Here is a 15940-nt window from a genome sequence, read left to right on the forward strand (position 1 = left end):
CCGCCCGCGAACACGAACGGCTCTACACCCACCCCCACCAGGCCGGATTCAGACTGACCGCCTGAACAATCTTCACTTCAGAAGAGCCGCACCCATCGGTGATCGCACGGCCCGTGCGGGTGAGCAGGAGAGCAGGCTTCCCGGCTTACTCTCCTCGGTCGGCTCCCTATGTGTCGCCTGGCATCCAGCCTGACGTATCCGAGGGAAGTTATGGCACGCGAGTGGCACGGTGACCCAGAACGGTCCAGGCAACAAAGAAGCCCCGGGCCACTGGCCTGGGGCTTTTTCGTGGAGCGGGTGACGAGAATCGAACTCGCGCTCTGAGCTTGGGAATCACTGGTCGTCGCAACAGATAAATATGCTCTGACCAGGCACTACGCCGCTCTGAGACGCTCCCTGCGTGGTCTCTCGGCATCCCTGCTCACCGCTGTTGACCGCTCTGGTGGGCACGGATGGGGCACGAGAGGCAGGGAGGCTGTCAAGGGCGCCGGGAAGAGGCCATCCCGAACGCCAGATCGCCACCGTCGCCCCGGTCGACGCGCTCGAAGGCGCGGGCTGGACGCGCGGAGGGAGAGTACTGCAATGCCGAGTCTGGCCAGCGGATGAAACAAGATCATGGGGAGCCGCGGTTGTAGACGTCCTCCCGAACACGTCTATAGGTGTGAGCGGCTGGCCCCGATGACGGTCAGGTTTCACGCTTCGCGAGGGGCCCTGTCTGCTACACAGACGTTGTCTTGCCCGACTTCACCGTGACTACTGTCACGGTGAAGTCAGGCATTGCTGGATCGTCGCTATTACCTCTGAAGCTGCTTCCAACTGGCACCCAAAGACTCGAGCAGGGAGTCGCGGTTAAGGTCTGGGTGCAGGCTGTAGATGACTTGGCCCAGGCGCAGTGCCACTTCCACCGCTTCCCCCGGCTGCAGGACCAAGTGCTCCATGACGTCTGCGGCTGTGATCGGGAGAAGACGGCTAGTCTCCGCGATTAGTGCCTGCTCCATGTGGCGGCTGGTCACTTCCTCGATATTGACAGAAGCGGGGACTAGTGACAGAACCTCTCCCCAGCGCTTGCTGTATCGGTCACGCACTTGGGGTAAGTTGAGTCCTTCGCACCCCAGATCGCCAGCTGCCCTCTGCAGGGAGCCCAAGTAATTGACCACGACGTCTGTGCGACTGAGTCTGTCTTTCCAAAGGTTCGATAGGCTTTCACTGTCAGCGTGCTGCTCGATTGCCCTGGTGATTTCGATCGCCAACATCAGGTAGCGGAGTGCGGAATCGAGCAAAACTTCCAGGCACTGTTCCCATTGATCATCACTTGGAACTCGTGATCCGCATGCATTCTTAAACCAGGCATAACAGGTGTCGCGAGTCTCGCGATCGCGCGTAGTGCTCGGATCTAGGTTATGTGCAAATAGCGTGCGCAACCGCCCGAGCGCGTGCTTGAACTGCTCCGCTTCAGCCGGATCTATGTCTACCCTCTTGGCCTGGGCCAAGAGGTACTTCATGCTTGCCCTCCATGCCTCATCCAACCAGGAACTGAGCCAGATAGTCGTGGTCACAAAGCCATGCTGAGGGCTGGATAGGACGGGGCGTGGGGCTGTGACAGCGTTGCCGACCGGGCAGGAGGTAAGTGCGTCGCATAGCATCTCCAGCTCGCTCTTGCGTTGGTCGAGCGCGGCTAGGGTGGCGAGCAGAGTGGTGCGCGCGGCGATCTGCGGTTTACTGACTCCCATTATTAGTTCGCCACCGATCCTGTCGAAGGCGATTGTGTGAAGTCGTCGCCGGATACGATATTGGGGCCCCGCCTGTCGCCTGGCATGCGTGCAGGCTCAAGTATGGGGCCCCGGAGATTGAAGGCGACATAGGCATCGGGCAAGGCAAGCCCCGGCGATGGGTCTGTCACACCAAAGTCGTATGGCTGGAAGGAAACTTCGCGCGCCAGTTCCTCAACCCAGCAAAGCCCCTTGCGCTGGTCGGGGTCCACGCGACGGACGACGGAGTGGAACCTTTTAGGGTCTCCGGAAGGCTCGCTAGCCAGGTACATGACCACGACGCGGCGCCGAAACGCGTGCGATTGCTGATCGGTCTTTCGGAAGGAGTCGAAGGCCGCACCCATCTGGCCCAAGTGAAAGAGTGCGAGGGCACGCATAAACTCAACCCGTAGCAGGGAGAGATCGTCTGCGGCTTGCAGCCGGCCAGCTAGGTCTAGGCACTCGGACCAGTCCGCTTGCGCGAGAGGCAGAGTTAGGCGCTCCGCCCCCATGAACCGGTGGCCGGTCTTTGTTAGCCAGAAAAGGTCGACAAGCAACCTCAGGCAGCGACGGTCATTCAGGCTAGCGTCATTATTCTGTAGGTGTGTGAGTGCCGTTCGGATTCCAGATGAATTCGGTGCGTTTCTGATGAGACCACTCACTCGAAGCGCATATAGGTAGGCGGCGAGAGGTTCGTCGTCTTCTGCAAGTTCTTGAAGTCGTTCGTCGGCGACCGTGTCATCTTGCGCAATACTTGCTATGTCAGCGAAGCGCGCGTTGTACTTTGCTTCCTGCTTAGGGCTGAGGTCAGCGACATCGATTAGAAGAAGTCGTGAAAGGCACTCAGACAGCAGCGCAGCGGCTTCGTGCTGAGGGAGAGCGTTCTTCTCAAAGACATCGCTAGTAACCCAGCACAACACGTCCACTGGGTAGTACTTGTCGTATGAGTGACGCATCGAGTCGGACGTGATGCGAAGCACTCGCTGCACAAGCTCGTTGACGGTTTCCATGGGAACTGGTGTCGGAGTTGACCCACCCGGTCCACTGCGCAGAAGCTCGTAGATTTTTGATCCGGCGACACTGGCCTGCTCCACCAGCAAGTTGGCGCGGACGCCGAGTCGCGAGGAAGGAGAGAGCGATGCTAGCGCCTCCTCGACAACTATCTCGGCACGTTCCAGAGTCCGAGTCCGCTGGTCCCCATTGGGGAGCCGCTTGCGTTGGGCGTATTTAACCCACTCTCGGCACAGGTTGGTTTCAAGTAGCGAAAGTCGCGGGTTGGTAACCACACTCGCGCCGTTGGCTTGCGCGATTGCGTCTGCAATTCGAAGGAAGTGCTCGGCATAGCGTGCTTCCTGCTCCCCCTGCGGCCCGATGCGGTTGAGGAGATCTACCGCGAACTGGACCTCATTGCCCCCGAAGGATGTACTGTCCGGCCGAACTTCTGAGAGGACATCCGCGATGGACTTGATCTCGGATTCGCTGCTGGTCTGCTCGGCTGTGACCAGGATCTGCGCTTCTAGCTCGTTCCGCGCAGACAGCATGTAGTTGCCGTCGCGATCCTCGATCCAGCGGACAAGATCTACCTTCCCCAGGAGTTGCGGTAGGTTGCGCACACCTTCGCGTCCTACGACACGAAGGGCAAGTTCGAGAGGGATGGATTGGCCGTGCCGCGAAGCCACGAGCACAATATTGACGAGCTTCTCGTATGGGCCTCGATAGGCTGGTTCCATAGAATTTTCGCCCATTTCGCGCAGCGCAGTTTCCAGGCTTTCGACTAGGCCCGCTTTGGCTAGGGCTGCCGCCATCGCTGATGGCGGAGAATAGTCAGATGACGTGCGGACCGCAGAGGCGAGTGCTGTCTCTGTGTGCCTGAGTTCAAGCACCAAGCCGCCGCTAACAGGACCTCTGGTTTCCGGTAGAAGTCGATAAAGGGCGGAGAGGAATGTGCTGTCCTTTTGAATCAGGGCCCTGTCGCGGGCAGGGATGGTGATGCCCTGAGATTCGAGATGGTGTGAGAATCGCTGCATCTCCCCGCCACTCAACGATGCGGGAGCTTCGATAACGTAATTCAGCTTCTGGGGGTCGTCTGTTCGGTAGCAGCTTCCGACGAGCACGGCTCTGCGACCTCGAGAGTCGAGATACTTCGCCAGTCGGAAGTACTCGTCGGGATCTACCATTCCGTCCCAAATCACCAAAGTGGTCGGGATTGACATTTTCTCGGACCACTCACAGAAGGAGTCGATCGCCTCAAATGATGGGCGATTGGCTCGACGTGGGATATGTAGAACTGTGTGTTGCCCTTCGCGGGCGACCGAGTGTGCAAGCGATGCGAGAGCAATTGTTTTTCCGCTGCCTGTCTGCCCTCTGAGCAATAGGGGGCGCTTCAAGAAGGCGCGGCTCGACAATGCTGTGTCTACTCGTTCTCGCAGAACTAGCTCGTAGTCTCGCTGGAACGGTAGGCCGTTAGCGATTGCTGACCAAATATTGGACGATTCGATTGACCCGAGGAATTCCCTAAAACGTAGATAGCGCAACTCCTGCGATTGCACTAGCGGCGTCGTGAGGAGGTCAACGTCGATGGGTTGCCCAAAGGACGTCACCGTATTCCAGATGTCCCTGGGAATTTCATGCAACTCTCGGCCGTGCCTAATCTGATGCCCGCCGGAGTCGAAGCGCTGAAGGTTGGCTAGCCGTCCACGGATTCGGGCGTTCTCGACATAGCTCGCGAAGTCCTCTGCGTGTGCAACAAGTGTTCCTTCTTCAATCGCCGCCGCGATGTACTCATCGTCGAGCTCCGCAGCGGTTGCCGAGAATAGATGGGCTTGTGCGCGGCCTAGGCGGTGTAGAACGCCGTAGAGGTCCTCTGGGCTGAACCAGTCGTTCACTCCCCATGCTTCGATGACGAGCACTCCACGGGGGGTGATCAGCTCGTCAGGGAGGCGCTGTGCGAGCGCTCGCGCCTCAGACCGTCGGGCACCTAGTTCGAGGCGATTAGTCGGAGGCTGATTTTCGGGAGGTTGGTCGGTTCCTCCGAACAGGAGAACAGCTTGGACTTGACTCGCGCTTCTCGGTGCTGACGGGCGGTAGGAAGAAGAGGCAACGGGCTGGACCTGGCGCCACTTGTTTCGCAAGGTCCGCAGGAACAGGGAATCGACGGCGGTACTGAATACTCCGTTCCACGGCAGGCTGGCAACAACCTCGAGCCACGCTGGCGCGGTGAGTTCGGAAGCGGACTTGGAGAGGGCATCGAGCACTGCCTCTCTCCGCTCGCGAGGGATACGAAGCAGCAGTTGGTACAGGCCGAGCGGGTGAGTGAGCCCGTCCGCTGCTCGCGAGACCGGCCCGAGTAGGGGATCCTCGCTGTTTTCCAGACCCAGGTAGTTTTGACCCAGGAGTAGGAAGCCCGGCCCTTGTTCGAGGCGGTTGAGTAGGTCCTCGTAGTGGGCTGTCATGACTCTCCTCACGAGCAGTACGGAAGCCTCCTCAGCATAGGGATTGTTAGATCGATCCAGGCGTGACTTGGCGGAAAGAAGGACGCTGCAATGCTGGTGGGCGAAGTCTGGTGTCTGCCCGGCTGCTTCGGTTGCCTTCTTGACCACCGCAACCTACCCGTGGACGCGGCGGCGATCCGACGTGAGCCACAGGCAACCGAATCACGTGATCGGTCCGCGATAGGCACTTCAGTGAGCCTTTTCCAACCTGACGGTGTGGACGGGTGGTTGGAGGGCTGTGCGAACTGACGAAGCTCCTGGTAGACGGGTTCACGACCAAGATCACCCGTGCCGACCAGGAGCTTCGTGTGCTTGTTTACCCATCGGCGATCGATCTGTCCAGCACGCACCTGCGTGACCTCGCTCGGCACTTGGCTGCTCGCCGTCGCGAGATCGGCACCCGATGGCGGCGCGTCACGCCGGGTCGTCAGGCCCTGTTGGTCCTGGCCCACCTGCGTTGCGGCGACACCTATGCCCAGCTCGTCGCCGGGTTCGGCATCGGAATCGCTACGGTCTTCCGCTACATCCGCGAGGCGATAGATGTCCTGGCCGCGCTCGCGCCGACCCTGGCCGAGGTCATGCGGACCGCGGGCCGGCTGGCCTTCGTGATCCTCGACGGGGCGCTCCTGCCGATCGACCGGATTGCCGCCGACACTCCGTACTACTCCGGCAAACATAAACGCCACGGCATGAACGTCCAGGTCCTGACCGACCCGTTCGGACGGCTGCTGTGGGCCTCGTCCGCGCTTCCAGGTTCCAGGTTCCACGCACGATCTGACCGCCGCCCGTACTCACGGGATCGTCGAGGCACTCACGGATGCGCGGCTCAAGTGCTGGGCGGACAAGGCATACCAAGGAGCCGGCGGACCCGTCCGAGTCCCGTTCCGGGGCCGCCGTCTGAAGAGATGGAAGCGCCGTCACAACAGCAGCCACTCCAAGATCCGCTGCCTCGGCGAGCAGGCCATGGCGACTCTCAAGGGCTGGCGCCTCCTGCGGAAGCTCCGCTGCAGCACCAACCGGATCACCGACATCGTGAAGGCCGTCCTCGTCCTTCATCACGCATCAGCGTGAGGTTGGAAAAGGCTCAGTGATGGCGCAAGGGGCTGTACGCGCATGGTCGCACTGCGTATCTGCCTTGTAGTCGGTGGCCATGCAACGTGGACGTGACCACCGACATGATGGGGCAGATGGTCGGTCAGGCGGTGTTTGCCACACGGCCCCTGCGCGTTCGACGCTGGAGGATCTCGTCGAAGGTTGCGCGGGCGCCCGTGGGGTCGATGTAGTGCATGGCCAGGAGGGCTGCGATGACGGCGCCGACGAGGTCGTTCTGGATCTCGGGCCAGGCGTGGTCGTCGCCGCAGGTGGTGAGGCCCTTCAGCCCATGGAGGGCGTGCATGGCCTCGCCGGCCTCCTCGGCGACTTTGCCGACCTGGAGGGCCTTGAGCTCCTCGTCAGGCAGGTGGGCGCCAGCCGCCCGGCAGACGGCGGAGAGCTTCTCGATGTTGTCCCACAGGGCGTCCACGTCGGACCTCCGATCGATGGGTTCGGTTATTCCTGTGCGGGTCGTCCGAGCTGGCGCACGGTCCATCCGGCCATGCGCCAGGCGTCGGCGTCGATGAGGTTGCGGAGGTCGACGAGGACCGGGTCCGCGACCAGTGGGGCGAGGGCCTTGGGGTCTGCCTCTCGGAAGTGGGGCCACTCGGTAGCCAGGACGATTAGTTGGGCGCCCTGGACGGAGTTGTCGAGGGCTTCGGCGTAGTCGAGCTCCGGGTGCCGGCGCAGTGCCGTGGGCACGGCGTGCGGGTCGTGGACGGTGACGGTCGCGCCGCGCTGGTGCATGAGGGCGGCGATCGCCAGGGCCGGGGATTCGCGGACGTCGTCGGTCCCGGCCTTGAAGGAAGCGCCCCAGACGGTGATGCGCACGCCGTCGACGGGGCGGCCGAGCGTCTGCTCGATGAGCCTCAGCGCGGCGGTCGGTCGGGATTCGTTGACCTCCTCCGCCGCGCGCAGCATGGTCGCTGCCTCGGCGGCGCCGAGGGTGCGGGCGGAGGCGGTGAAGGCGCGGACATCCTTCGGGAGGCAGCCGCCTCCGTAGCCGGGTCCGGCGTTGAGGCCGCCGCGGCCGATACGGGGGTCGAGGCCGATGGCCTCGGTGAGCTGCTGGACGTCGGCTCCGGCGGCGGTGCACATGTCGGCGACGCCGTTGATGAAGGAGATCTTCATGCCGAGGTACGCGTTCGCGGCGCCCTTGATGAGTTCGGCGGTGGCGGGGTCGGTGACGAACAGCGGGATCCCGTTCGCCAGGAGAGGCGCGTAGACCTGGCGCACAGCGTCCTCCGCGCGGACCGAGGGGACGCCGACGACGATCCGGTCCGGTCGCAGGGTGTCGTCGATGGCGTGGCCCTCGCGGAGGAACTCCGGGTTCCAGACGACCTCCACGTCCTCACCGGCCGGGGAGAGGCGCGCGAGGAGTGCGCCGAGGTCGCGTGAGGTGCCGATGGTGACCGTGGACTTGCCGATGATCACGGTCGGGCGGGATAGGTGTGGGGCGAGGACGCGAGCTGCGCCGAAGACCTGGCCGGTGTCGTAGCTGCGTCCGTCCGCGTCGATGGGCGTGCCCACGGCGAGGAAGTGGACGTCGGCGAACTCGGCCGCCTCGGTGAGGCTGGTGGTGAAACGCAGTCGTCCGGATGCGGTGTGGGTGGCGAGGAGTTCCGGGAGGCCTCCTCGTAGATGGGGCACTCGCCAGCGTTGAGGCGGTCGATCTTTGCCTGGTCCAGGTCCACGCCGATGACCTCGTGGCCGATCTCGGCCATGGCAGCGGCGTGGGGGATGCCCAGGTGACCGCAGCCGATGACGGATACGCGCATGGGGTCGACGCTCCTTTCCTTGCCTCTCGCCCGCTCGGTTAGTCCGGGCCGGCCGGGTGCGTCACGCTAGCGCCACCACCCCGCGCGGCCCTCTTCGTGCAGGTGAATCAACCAGCGCGCTGCTTCAGGAGATTGACGAGTGCGGGCAGAGCCTCAGCGGCGGTTGCCCGGCACACCAGGTCACCGTCCTGGGGCCCTTCCAGCGGGTATGGCATGAACTGGCCGTCGTGCCAGAAGCCTTCCGGGTCCAGGTAGACGATCTGCATGCCGTGAGCACGGGCACGAGCCTGGACCTTGCGTCGGTCGGCGTGCAGGCCGACGACGAGGAGTGCCTTGGCGCCGTCGACCCACTCGACGTCGGGTACGGCTTGGTCGTAGCGGCGCATGAAGCACTCGTCGAGCCCGGCGCGTGCGGCGAGCACGTCGAAGTTGTTCGTGATGACCGGACCGACGAAGTGCCCGGCGTCCTTCAGCTCCTTTAGCGCCCACATAGCCGGGGTCGGCTCGGCCAGGAAGCAGGCACGGAACATCTCCACGAACTCCGCAGTCTTCTCCTCCGGCTCCGTCAGCACCTCATGGAGGAGAGTGTCCGCTGCCGGGGAGAGGGTGAAGCGGTGCTCCCGCGGCTCGTGGCCCTGGCGGTCGGTGACTCGGTAGATCTCGTGGAGCCGGTGCAGGGGCGGGATACCGGCCTCGACCGACGTACCGCATCCGATCTCCACCTGGAACGGCCGTAGGTCCGCGAGGACGGATAGGTCCGGCACGCGGGTCGGCGTGCCGGGGCGGTCTTTGCACCGGATTCCGGTGGAGAGCACGTTCCACGGCAGTTGCCGGACAGCGGGCGGCGGTGCGTAGGACACAGAGGCGATCTGCACGTCCAGGCTCCGGTAGCCGACTGGGAGGGTGCGGCCCGCAGCGGCGTCCTGGGGGTGGACGTCGTGCTCGGTGATCCGGCACTTCAGATCCCGGCGTGTCCACAAGAATCCACCGGGGGCCTCCTTCCAGCCGCCGGTGGCGAGCGAATCCCACAGGGCGTCGTGGTGCGCGTCGATCTCGTCGGCCGGGGCGGACGCGGAGTGATAGAGGTACAGGTCGGTCAAGCCGATGGCCGGCGCGGCCGTGGTGGGCACCAAGCCGTACCGGTAGCGGTAGTGGATGATTCGCCGCCGGGCGTCGTCGGACGTCGCCCAGCCGGACTGGCCGGCGGTGGCCCTCTCCTGAGTGCGGCGCCAGATGCCTTCCTCGATGTAGCGGGGGCGGTCGGCGTCGCCGAAGTACGTCTTCCAGACCTGCTGTTGGTCGGGGACGAGCTAGTCGATGACGATGTACGGGATGTCCACGATCCCTCCCTGGAGAATCACGCGTGGATGTTCCAGATGGCTGACGGGGTGCAGGCCGTCCCGCTTTGGGCAGCCGAAGCAGCGCTGAGCGGGACGGTTCTTTCAGCGCCGCTCGACGAGAGAGCGGGCGTGGGAGGCCCCGGCGGCCGAGCGCAGGCAGGCGTCCCCGGCGCCGGAGCGGCCTCAGCGCTCGGGCGGCAGACTCGCGTCCGGTGCGACGGCGGAGGGCCGGTGGCCAGCGCCTTCGAGGAGCGGGCCGGCGTGCTCACGCAGTGCCCAGGCCGGGCCGACCAGGCCGGCGACGGCCAGGAACGTGAGCGCGAGTCGGCCTCCGTGGTCGGACCGTGCGGTTCTGGACGCGCCTTTTCGGGCATGGCGGCGCCGAGCCCCGGTCACGAGGTGCCGCCGAGGGCGCGTTCGTGGGCGTCGAGGAGGCGGCTGGTCTGTGCGTGCAACCGCTCCAGCTCAGTAGAGGTGAGGATGAGCGCGCCGTCGAGGGTCGAGCCGTCATCGAAGTGGAACTCGATGGGAACCGACCCTTGCCGGGCTCTCGGGTCGTAGACCGCGTCCCGGCCGACCAGCAGCGTGGCGTGGGTGGCCTTCACCGGCACGGGTCTGAGCGTCGTCCCGTCGGCGGGCGCGGACCACTGGGTCCCGCCGCCGGGCGGGCGCAGGTGGTAGGTCGTGGCGGAGCCCTCGCCAGGGAGGGCAACCACGACCCCGACGCGGTCCTCGCGGGCGCTGTCGGTGGCGAGGTCGCCGAGCCGGGGAACAAAGGGAGCTGCCGTACCTAACCCGGCTCCCTGGGAAGGGAGGTGGGGAGAACGTCGTCGCGTCATGCCCTGAAGTTAGGGACAGGGCAACCCTCGAATATGAGCCGGAGGAATACGACCCCTATCCGTCGAGGTGAAAGCGGTCGGACATGCGCCGCAGCTTCTCCCGCGTGACTGCTCGTTCCGCGTAGACGATGCTGCGAAGCGTCGAGCGGGCGATGGGGTGGTTCCGTACGAGCTGGGGCGCGATCCGCTCGGCTGTCTCCAGTTCGGCCAGGGCCCTTCCTCGGTTCCCGTCCCACAGCCAGGCGCGCGCGACGTCCATGTGGTGGTGTCCCTGCCGGGAGTTGGGCAGTGATCCGACCAGTACTGGGCTGGTACGGCGGTTTATCTCCAGCGCCTTGCCCTGCTCGCCCATTTCCAGGGCCACGCTGATCGCGTGGATCTGCACGTTCCCGGCGGAGAACGTCAGCGAATGCCGGTCGTACACCGGTGCTCCGACGTACGCGTCCATACGTTCGGCAGCGTCCTTCGCGTGTCCGATCCGGTCCTCGGCCTCCGAGGTGCGGCCGGCTCGGGCGGCGGATACCGCGGCCCGCAGCTGCAGCGTGCCCCAGGCCCGCACGGCCAGCGGCTCGCCACGGTCGTACTCCTGCTCCACCGAGGTGATCGCCTTGTCCGAGAGCGTCAGAGCGTCGGCCCAGTCAGCCGTTGCCCACATGTCCCAGACCCTCATCCAGTCGGCGACGGCGGGCAGCACCGGATCTCCCGACAACCTGGCTGACCATGCGGCCCGCTCGCAGGCCATGGCGACCAGTTCGGGGTGGCCCAGGGAATGGGCGGCGGTGTGTGCGAACTTGCAGCACACGGCGTAGATGGCATACGCCTCCTCCCGCTCGTGCCCCTCTGACTCCTCCGCCAGAGCGCGCGCCTCGCGGAACAGGTCTGGGAGAACCCGGAGAATCGCCACGTTGGAAGCGGTGTCTCGCAGGCGGTGAAGCCGGGTCACCTCACTCCACAGCTGTGATGCGGGCCGCGGGGCCCCGTCGAAGACGGGGACGAGGTCGTAGCGACGCAGCTCGCGCAGGATCGACGAGGCGGCAACCTGCCACTGGTTGTCGTCGGGGGAGCTGCTGTACGGGCGCCCGATCAGGTCGTTCGGATGGACGTGCAGCTCCGCGGCCACCTGGTTGAGCAGCCCGACTCTGTCCAGCTCGATCAGGCCACGTTCCATCTTCGAGACCCAGCCCTGCGACTTCCCCAGGGCCGTCGCAAGGTCGGCCTGCGGCATGCCCAACCGCAGCCTTGCCCTGTGGACGCGCTTGCCGATCTCCTCGGCTTCCTCCAGCATCAGGACACCTTCCGGCCGCCGGACGATCCGGCGCGATCGCCGGTCTGTCCGTACAGAGTTCGTCTCCAGCACGGTACCCATGACGCGGCTTCCGCGTGAGACGAGCTGCCGGGACAGGGCTGCCACAGCCGTGTTTCCTGTTTCGACATGAAGGGCCAACACGAGGCAGGGGGACTTTTGCCTTATCGGCGACTGGCCCGTCCGAGCCAGGTGCCGATTCCTCCGCCGTTGCTGCTCTACGGCAGCGGATCATGTTGATGAGGAACACACCCACGTCGCATTTCGCCGGAGGCAGCCAGTGACCGTCGTGACCGTCTTGCACCCGGGATCCATGGGCGCGGCGGTCACCGCCGAGCTTGTCGCCGGCGGCCATGAGGTGCTGTGGGTGCCGAAGGAACGCAGTGAGAAAACGTGGCGCCGGGCGAGGGAGGTCCGCGCCACGGCCTGCGACTCACTCGCGGAAGCGCTGTCCCGTAGCGCGGTCGTTCTCTCGGTCTGCCCACCGCAGGTGGCGGAGGACGTGGCAGCGACCGTAGCCGTGCACGCCTTTGCTGGGGTGTACGTCGATGTCAATGCCATCAGTCCGCAGCGCGTGCAGCGCATCGCCGAGAAGATCCGTCCCGGCTCCGAGGTCGTCGACGGCGCTGTCTTCGGTCCGCTGCCGGGTGAAGGGCGTACGGCACGGCTCTATCTCGCAGGGGCCGACCCCGCCGTCGACCTGGTGGAGCCGCTGTTCACGGACTCTTCGTTGGATGTGTGCCGGGCAGGCAAGGCCATCGGTTCCGCTTCAGCTCTGAAGATGGCCTTCGCCAGTTACCAGAAGGCCGCTCGTACTCTCGCAGGCGTCTCCCACGCGCTCGCACACGCCCATGGAGTCGGCGACCAGCTCACGGCTGAAGCCGAGATCATGGTCTCGGCGATCCTCTCTGACCCGCAGTACCTGCCGAGCGTGGCCGCCCGGGCCTGGCGCTGGGCGCCCGAGATGGAAGAGGTCGCCGATACTCTCCGGGCGGCCGACCTGCCCGCGGACATGGCCGAGGCCACGGCTCGGGCCCTTTCGTTCTGGGAGCAGGACAAGGACCAGTACGACTTGCCGGTCGCGCAGGTCCTCTCTCAGCTCCGGTCAGGAAGAACCACTTGACCCCGCTCCCGCTGAGAGTGCCCGCCCAGGGCTGATCACCTCCGCCGAGGTGGAGAGGTAGCGGCGGGTGTGGCCGGTGCCGCAGGCTGCGGGAGAGCTACGGGGCGTAGGACGGTGCTGCGTGCCTGTGCTGCCTGAGCTTGCCGGCTTGGAGCGGGCCTCTGCGAGAGCCGTTGCACGCGCCAGGCCAGTGTGCGTGCTGGGGAGCGGGCGTCGTCGAGGGCGCGTTCGTCTGCCGCCTGCTGCAACAGCCGGCCGGGATCGTGGCCTGCGGTCTCCGCGGCGGCCAATGCGGTGGTCAGCGCATCGGCGGCGGGGCCGGCGAGAACTTGGTCGGCGTGTGCGGGGGCGGCCTGGCGGATGAGCTGGGCGTACCGGACTGCGACCTTCCGAGGCGGTCGATGCTGGCCGGCGGCAAGCAGGTGCCCGGATGAGGTTCGCTCGTAGGCGGCCTGGAGGTGGAGCAGAGTCTGGTGGGCGGCTGCGGTCTGCTGGTTGTGCTGTCGTTGGTCGTGCCAGCAGGCGGCGGCGATGACGGCCAGGAGCGCGGCATCGAGGAACATCGCCAGGAGAGCTCCGTCCTTGGGTGATGGCTCGCGGAGCATAGACTTCACTGCCCCGCGCAGGGCGCGGGCGTGGTGGTGTTCGGCGTGGATACGTGAACGGGTTGCCCGTTCGAAGGCAGAGGCCGCCGCTCGGAGTTCGGTACGGATGTCCGGCGGTGCGGTGAGGGATACGGCGTCGAGTGCTTCGCCGAGGGCGGCCAGGTGGGCCTGGGCGGCTTCGGCGTCCGGTCGGCCGAGGTGGTGAGGGATGCGCTCTGTGGCTGCGGTGGCTTGGTGCCACGGGTGCGGCCGTAGATGCCCGTTGGGATTGCCGGCAGGGATGTCTGCTGCGGCGAGACGGCTCTGGATCTTGGGGAGGGAGAGGTCCGGTGACAGCGTGGAGCCGGAGAACCACACCGGTTCCCCTTCGGCGTTCGTGTTGTCTTCCAGGGCGACTTTGTAGCCGCGTGGTTCTCCGGAGGGAAAGTGCAGGACCTCGACGAGGACGCCGTTGGTGCGGGTGAGTAGAGCGAGAAACTCCTCGGTGGTGGTGGCGGCAGCCGCTGCTGTGCGGACGACGGTGCGCAGGCGTACGCGGGCGGGCTTGTCGTGGCCGGCGCGGTGGGCCTTCTCCTGCTCGGCTCGGGTGGGCCGTTTCGCGGCGGTACGGTCTCCGCGTACGACTTGGAAGAGGCCGTATTCCTTCTCGACGGCTGCGAGTTCGCGGTCGGCGGTGAGGTAGTCGTTCCAGTGGCGTGCGGTGCGCAGGTCGCCTCGGATCTTGGTGGCGGCGATGTGGATGTGGTCGTCGGCATGCCGGACGGCGACCCAACGGCAGCCGTCCGGATCGTCTGTCGGTGCGATGCCGGTTGCTGTGACGACACGGCGGGCGATCTCCGCCCATTCGGCGTCGTCGAGGATGCGGTCGCCGGGTGCTGCTCGGACGGAACAGTGCCACACGTGCTGCTTCGGGGCCCGGCCGAGTCGCCTGGCCTGCTGCGTGCGTAGGTCGAGGTCGGCCACGAGGAGCTTCTTCGTGGCGGCGGTGTCGTCGGTGCGGCCGGGGTCGGGTGCGAAGCCGTCCCAGGAGGCGACGAGGTGCGGGTCGGTGTGTTCGTTGGCCCGGCCGGGGCCGTAGAGGTAGCGGATGAGGCCGGCTGTGCTCTTGCCGCTGCTGATCTTCGCGATCACCGTGGCCCCTTTGTGGCGGCAACCTGATTGGTGGCTGCTGCGATGTGGCGGACGGCGGTGCCGGCCGTGTCGAGGACGCGTTCCGCATGGTCGAGGAGTGCGGTGTCCCCAGGGTGTGGACGGTCGCCGGAGTTGAGCTTCTTGGCGATCTGGTTGACGTTGTGGCCGATCTTGGCGACTTCACCTCGGAGGGCTGTGAGTTCGTCGATGTAGTCGTCGAGCTGAGTGCGCTGACCAGGCAGCGTGAGGTCTCCCTGGATGTGGGCCATGACTACGGCGCCGACGTAGTGGGCGGCGGCGATGTTCAGCGAGCGGGCCACGGTGAGGATCGCTGTTTTCTCGTCGGTGCTGTAGCGGACGTCCACGCGTTCCTTGCGCTGGGTCTCTTTGCGCTGACGGCGGCGGGCGACTCGGTGCAGTGCGGCGGCTTCGGCGGCACGCTGCGGCAGCACGGTGCGGGTGGTGGTGTCGACGGGCTTGTTCCGGTCGGGCGCCCCCTGGCGCCCGAGCTCCTCCGCCACCCCCGGGGCGGAGGCATCTGCGTTGGACCGGCCCGTGGACGGTCCAACGCCATACCTTGCTCCGCCTGATGCCGGGGTGGAGGTGGTCTGCTGCTGCGCCGACGAGGGCTCGCGGACGGGCCTGTGCATGAGGGCTCCTGCAAGCGGTGGTGGAGGGAGAGGGCCCGTTCCTCCGGTGCTGATTCATGGGAGGAACGGGCTGGGGTGACGTGGGGTGCGAGGCTCAGTCCGTGCTTGTGGTGACGGCGTCGAGTTCGGCCTGCAGCAGGTCCTTGACCTTGTCCAAGCGGGCGCGTGACATGCCGAATCCGTTGTCCCGGATCGCCTTCTCGACGTTGCGGCGGGAAACGCTGTCGCCTCGTCCGAGGGGAGCCGTGCGGCCGATGGCCACGGCCTGCTCCAGGGAAACGCTCGACTGCTTGCCTCCCGGCTTACCGGGCTGCTGCGGCACATCGGTATCCGTGTCCGTGGCGTGTGGTGGCGCGAGCTTACCGATGGTGTGTTCCGCGCGGGGTTCGTGGCGGTCGCCGCTGTTGTGGCGGTCGGTGGCTGTGGGGCGTCGGGCGACGAGGAGGTAGAAGTGGACGGCTCCGGCCAGGGCGAGCGGGGCGATGGCGGAGATGACTCCGACGGTGATGTCGTCGAGGGCGAGGTTGGTGTGGCGGGTCTGCTGGTTGAGGCGGACGGCGTGCAGGACGTTGGCCCAGATGCTTGTGGCGGTGGCGACGCCGACCAGGGCGGAGACGTAGAGGCGGGCGGACAGGGGTGCGGTCCGCAGGATGAGCAGGGCGCCGATCCCGATGGCGATGAACCCGTCAATGACGAGCGGGAAGGCATAGGTGAGCGCCCGGTGGATGTGGCTGGCGGCGGCCATCTGAGAGTGCGGTAAGCGAGGTAATGCCCTTTTCGGACTTGGAGTTGGGTGAGGTTCCCTGGTCGGCGGATCGGGTCGCTGGTCAGGCGCGGGGC

At 65.8% G+C, this 15940-nt stretch carries 9 protein-coding genes and 3 pseudogenes; 2 read left to right on the plus strand and 10 right to left on the minus strand.

Going from position 1 to position 15940, the window contains the following annotated elements; translation table 11 throughout:
* Positions 1 to 794: 794 nt before the first annotated feature.
* Both AB0I52_RS32220 and AB0I52_RS32225 read right to left on the minus strand, forming a co-directional pair.
* Positions 795 to 1502, minus strand: a complete 708-nt coding sequence (locus AB0I52_RS32220; RefSeq protein WP_306089343.1) for a hypothetical protein — start codon at positions 1500 to 1502, stop codon at positions 795 to 797.
* 230 nt (positions 1503 to 1732) lie between these two features.
* On the minus strand, positions 1733 to 5200 hold the full coding sequence (locus AB0I52_RS32225) for a hypothetical protein (RefSeq protein ID WP_363078632.1): 3468 nt from the start codon (positions 5198 to 5200) through the stop codon (positions 1733 to 1735).
* Positions 5201 to 5547: 347 nt separating this feature from the next.
* Here AB0I52_RS32225 and AB0I52_RS32230 point away from each other — a divergent pair.
* Positions 5548 to 6310: pseudogene (locus AB0I52_RS32230) on the plus strand (transposase family protein).
* 124 nt (positions 6311 to 6434) lie between these two features.
* Here AB0I52_RS32230 and AB0I52_RS32235 read toward each other — a convergent pair.
* The 5 genes and pseudogenes from AB0I52_RS32235 to AB0I52_RS32255 form a co-directional block, all read right to left on the minus strand.
* Positions 6435 to 6761, minus strand: coding sequence for a MazG-like family protein (locus tag AB0I52_RS32235; protein WP_363078634.1), 327 nt, complete (start codon positions 6759 to 6761; stop codon positions 6435 to 6437).
* A 26-nt stretch (positions 6762 to 6787) separates the two neighbouring features.
* Positions 6788 to 8109, minus strand: a pseudogene (locus tag AB0I52_RS32240) (UDP-glucose/GDP-mannose dehydrogenase family protein).
* 107 nt (positions 8110 to 8216) lie between these two features.
* Positions 8217 to 9449, minus strand: a pseudogene (locus AB0I52_RS32245) (hypothetical protein).
* A gap of 392 nt (positions 9450 to 9841) precedes the next feature.
* Positions 9842 to 10165, minus strand: coding sequence for a hypothetical protein (locus AB0I52_RS32250; protein ID WP_359462744.1), 324 nt, complete (start codon positions 10163 to 10165; stop codon positions 9842 to 9844).
* A 178-nt stretch (positions 10166 to 10343) separates the two neighbouring features.
* A complete protein-coding gene (locus tag AB0I52_RS32255; RefSeq protein ID WP_363078636.1) occupies positions 10344 to 11573 on the minus strand; it encodes a helix-turn-helix domain-containing protein in 1230 nt (409 codons plus the stop codon).
* A gap of 298 nt (positions 11574 to 11871) precedes the next feature.
* Here AB0I52_RS32255 and AB0I52_RS32260 point away from each other — a divergent pair, with 298 nt between their 5' ends.
* Positions 11872 to 12714: a DUF1932 domain-containing protein gene (locus tag AB0I52_RS32260; protein WP_363078638.1), complete on the plus strand. Its 843-nt coding sequence runs from the start codon at positions 11872 to 11874 to the stop codon at positions 12712 to 12714.
* A 35-nt stretch (positions 12715 to 12749) separates the two neighbouring features.
* On the opposite strand, the gene AB0I52_RS32265 is transcribed toward AB0I52_RS32260, so the two are convergent.
* The 3 genes from AB0I52_RS32265 to AB0I52_RS32275 form a co-directional block, all read right to left on the minus strand.
* A complete protein-coding gene (locus tag AB0I52_RS32265) occupies positions 12750 to 14450 on the minus strand; it encodes a mobilization protein (RefSeq protein WP_363078640.1) in 1701 nt (566 codons plus the stop codon).
* On the minus strand, positions 14447 to 14971 hold the full coding sequence (gene mobC, locus AB0I52_RS32270) for a plasmid mobilization relaxosome protein MobC (protein WP_136205419.1): 525 nt from the start codon (positions 14969 to 14971) through the stop codon (positions 14447 to 14449). The genes AB0I52_RS32265 and mobC overlap by 4 nt, the downstream gene beginning before the upstream one ends.
* 223 nt (positions 14972 to 15194) lie before the next feature.
* Positions 15195 to 15845: a DUF2637 domain-containing protein gene (locus AB0I52_RS32275; protein ID WP_363078642.1), complete on the minus strand. Its 651-nt coding sequence runs from the start codon at positions 15843 to 15845 to the stop codon at positions 15195 to 15197.
* Positions 15846 to 15940 lie beyond the last annotated feature (95 nt).

This window comes from Streptomyces sp. NPDC050423 (assembly GCF_040655445.1).
In the GTDB taxonomy this organism is placed as follows: domain Bacteria; phylum Actinomycetota; class Actinomycetes; order Streptomycetales; family Streptomycetaceae; genus Streptomyces.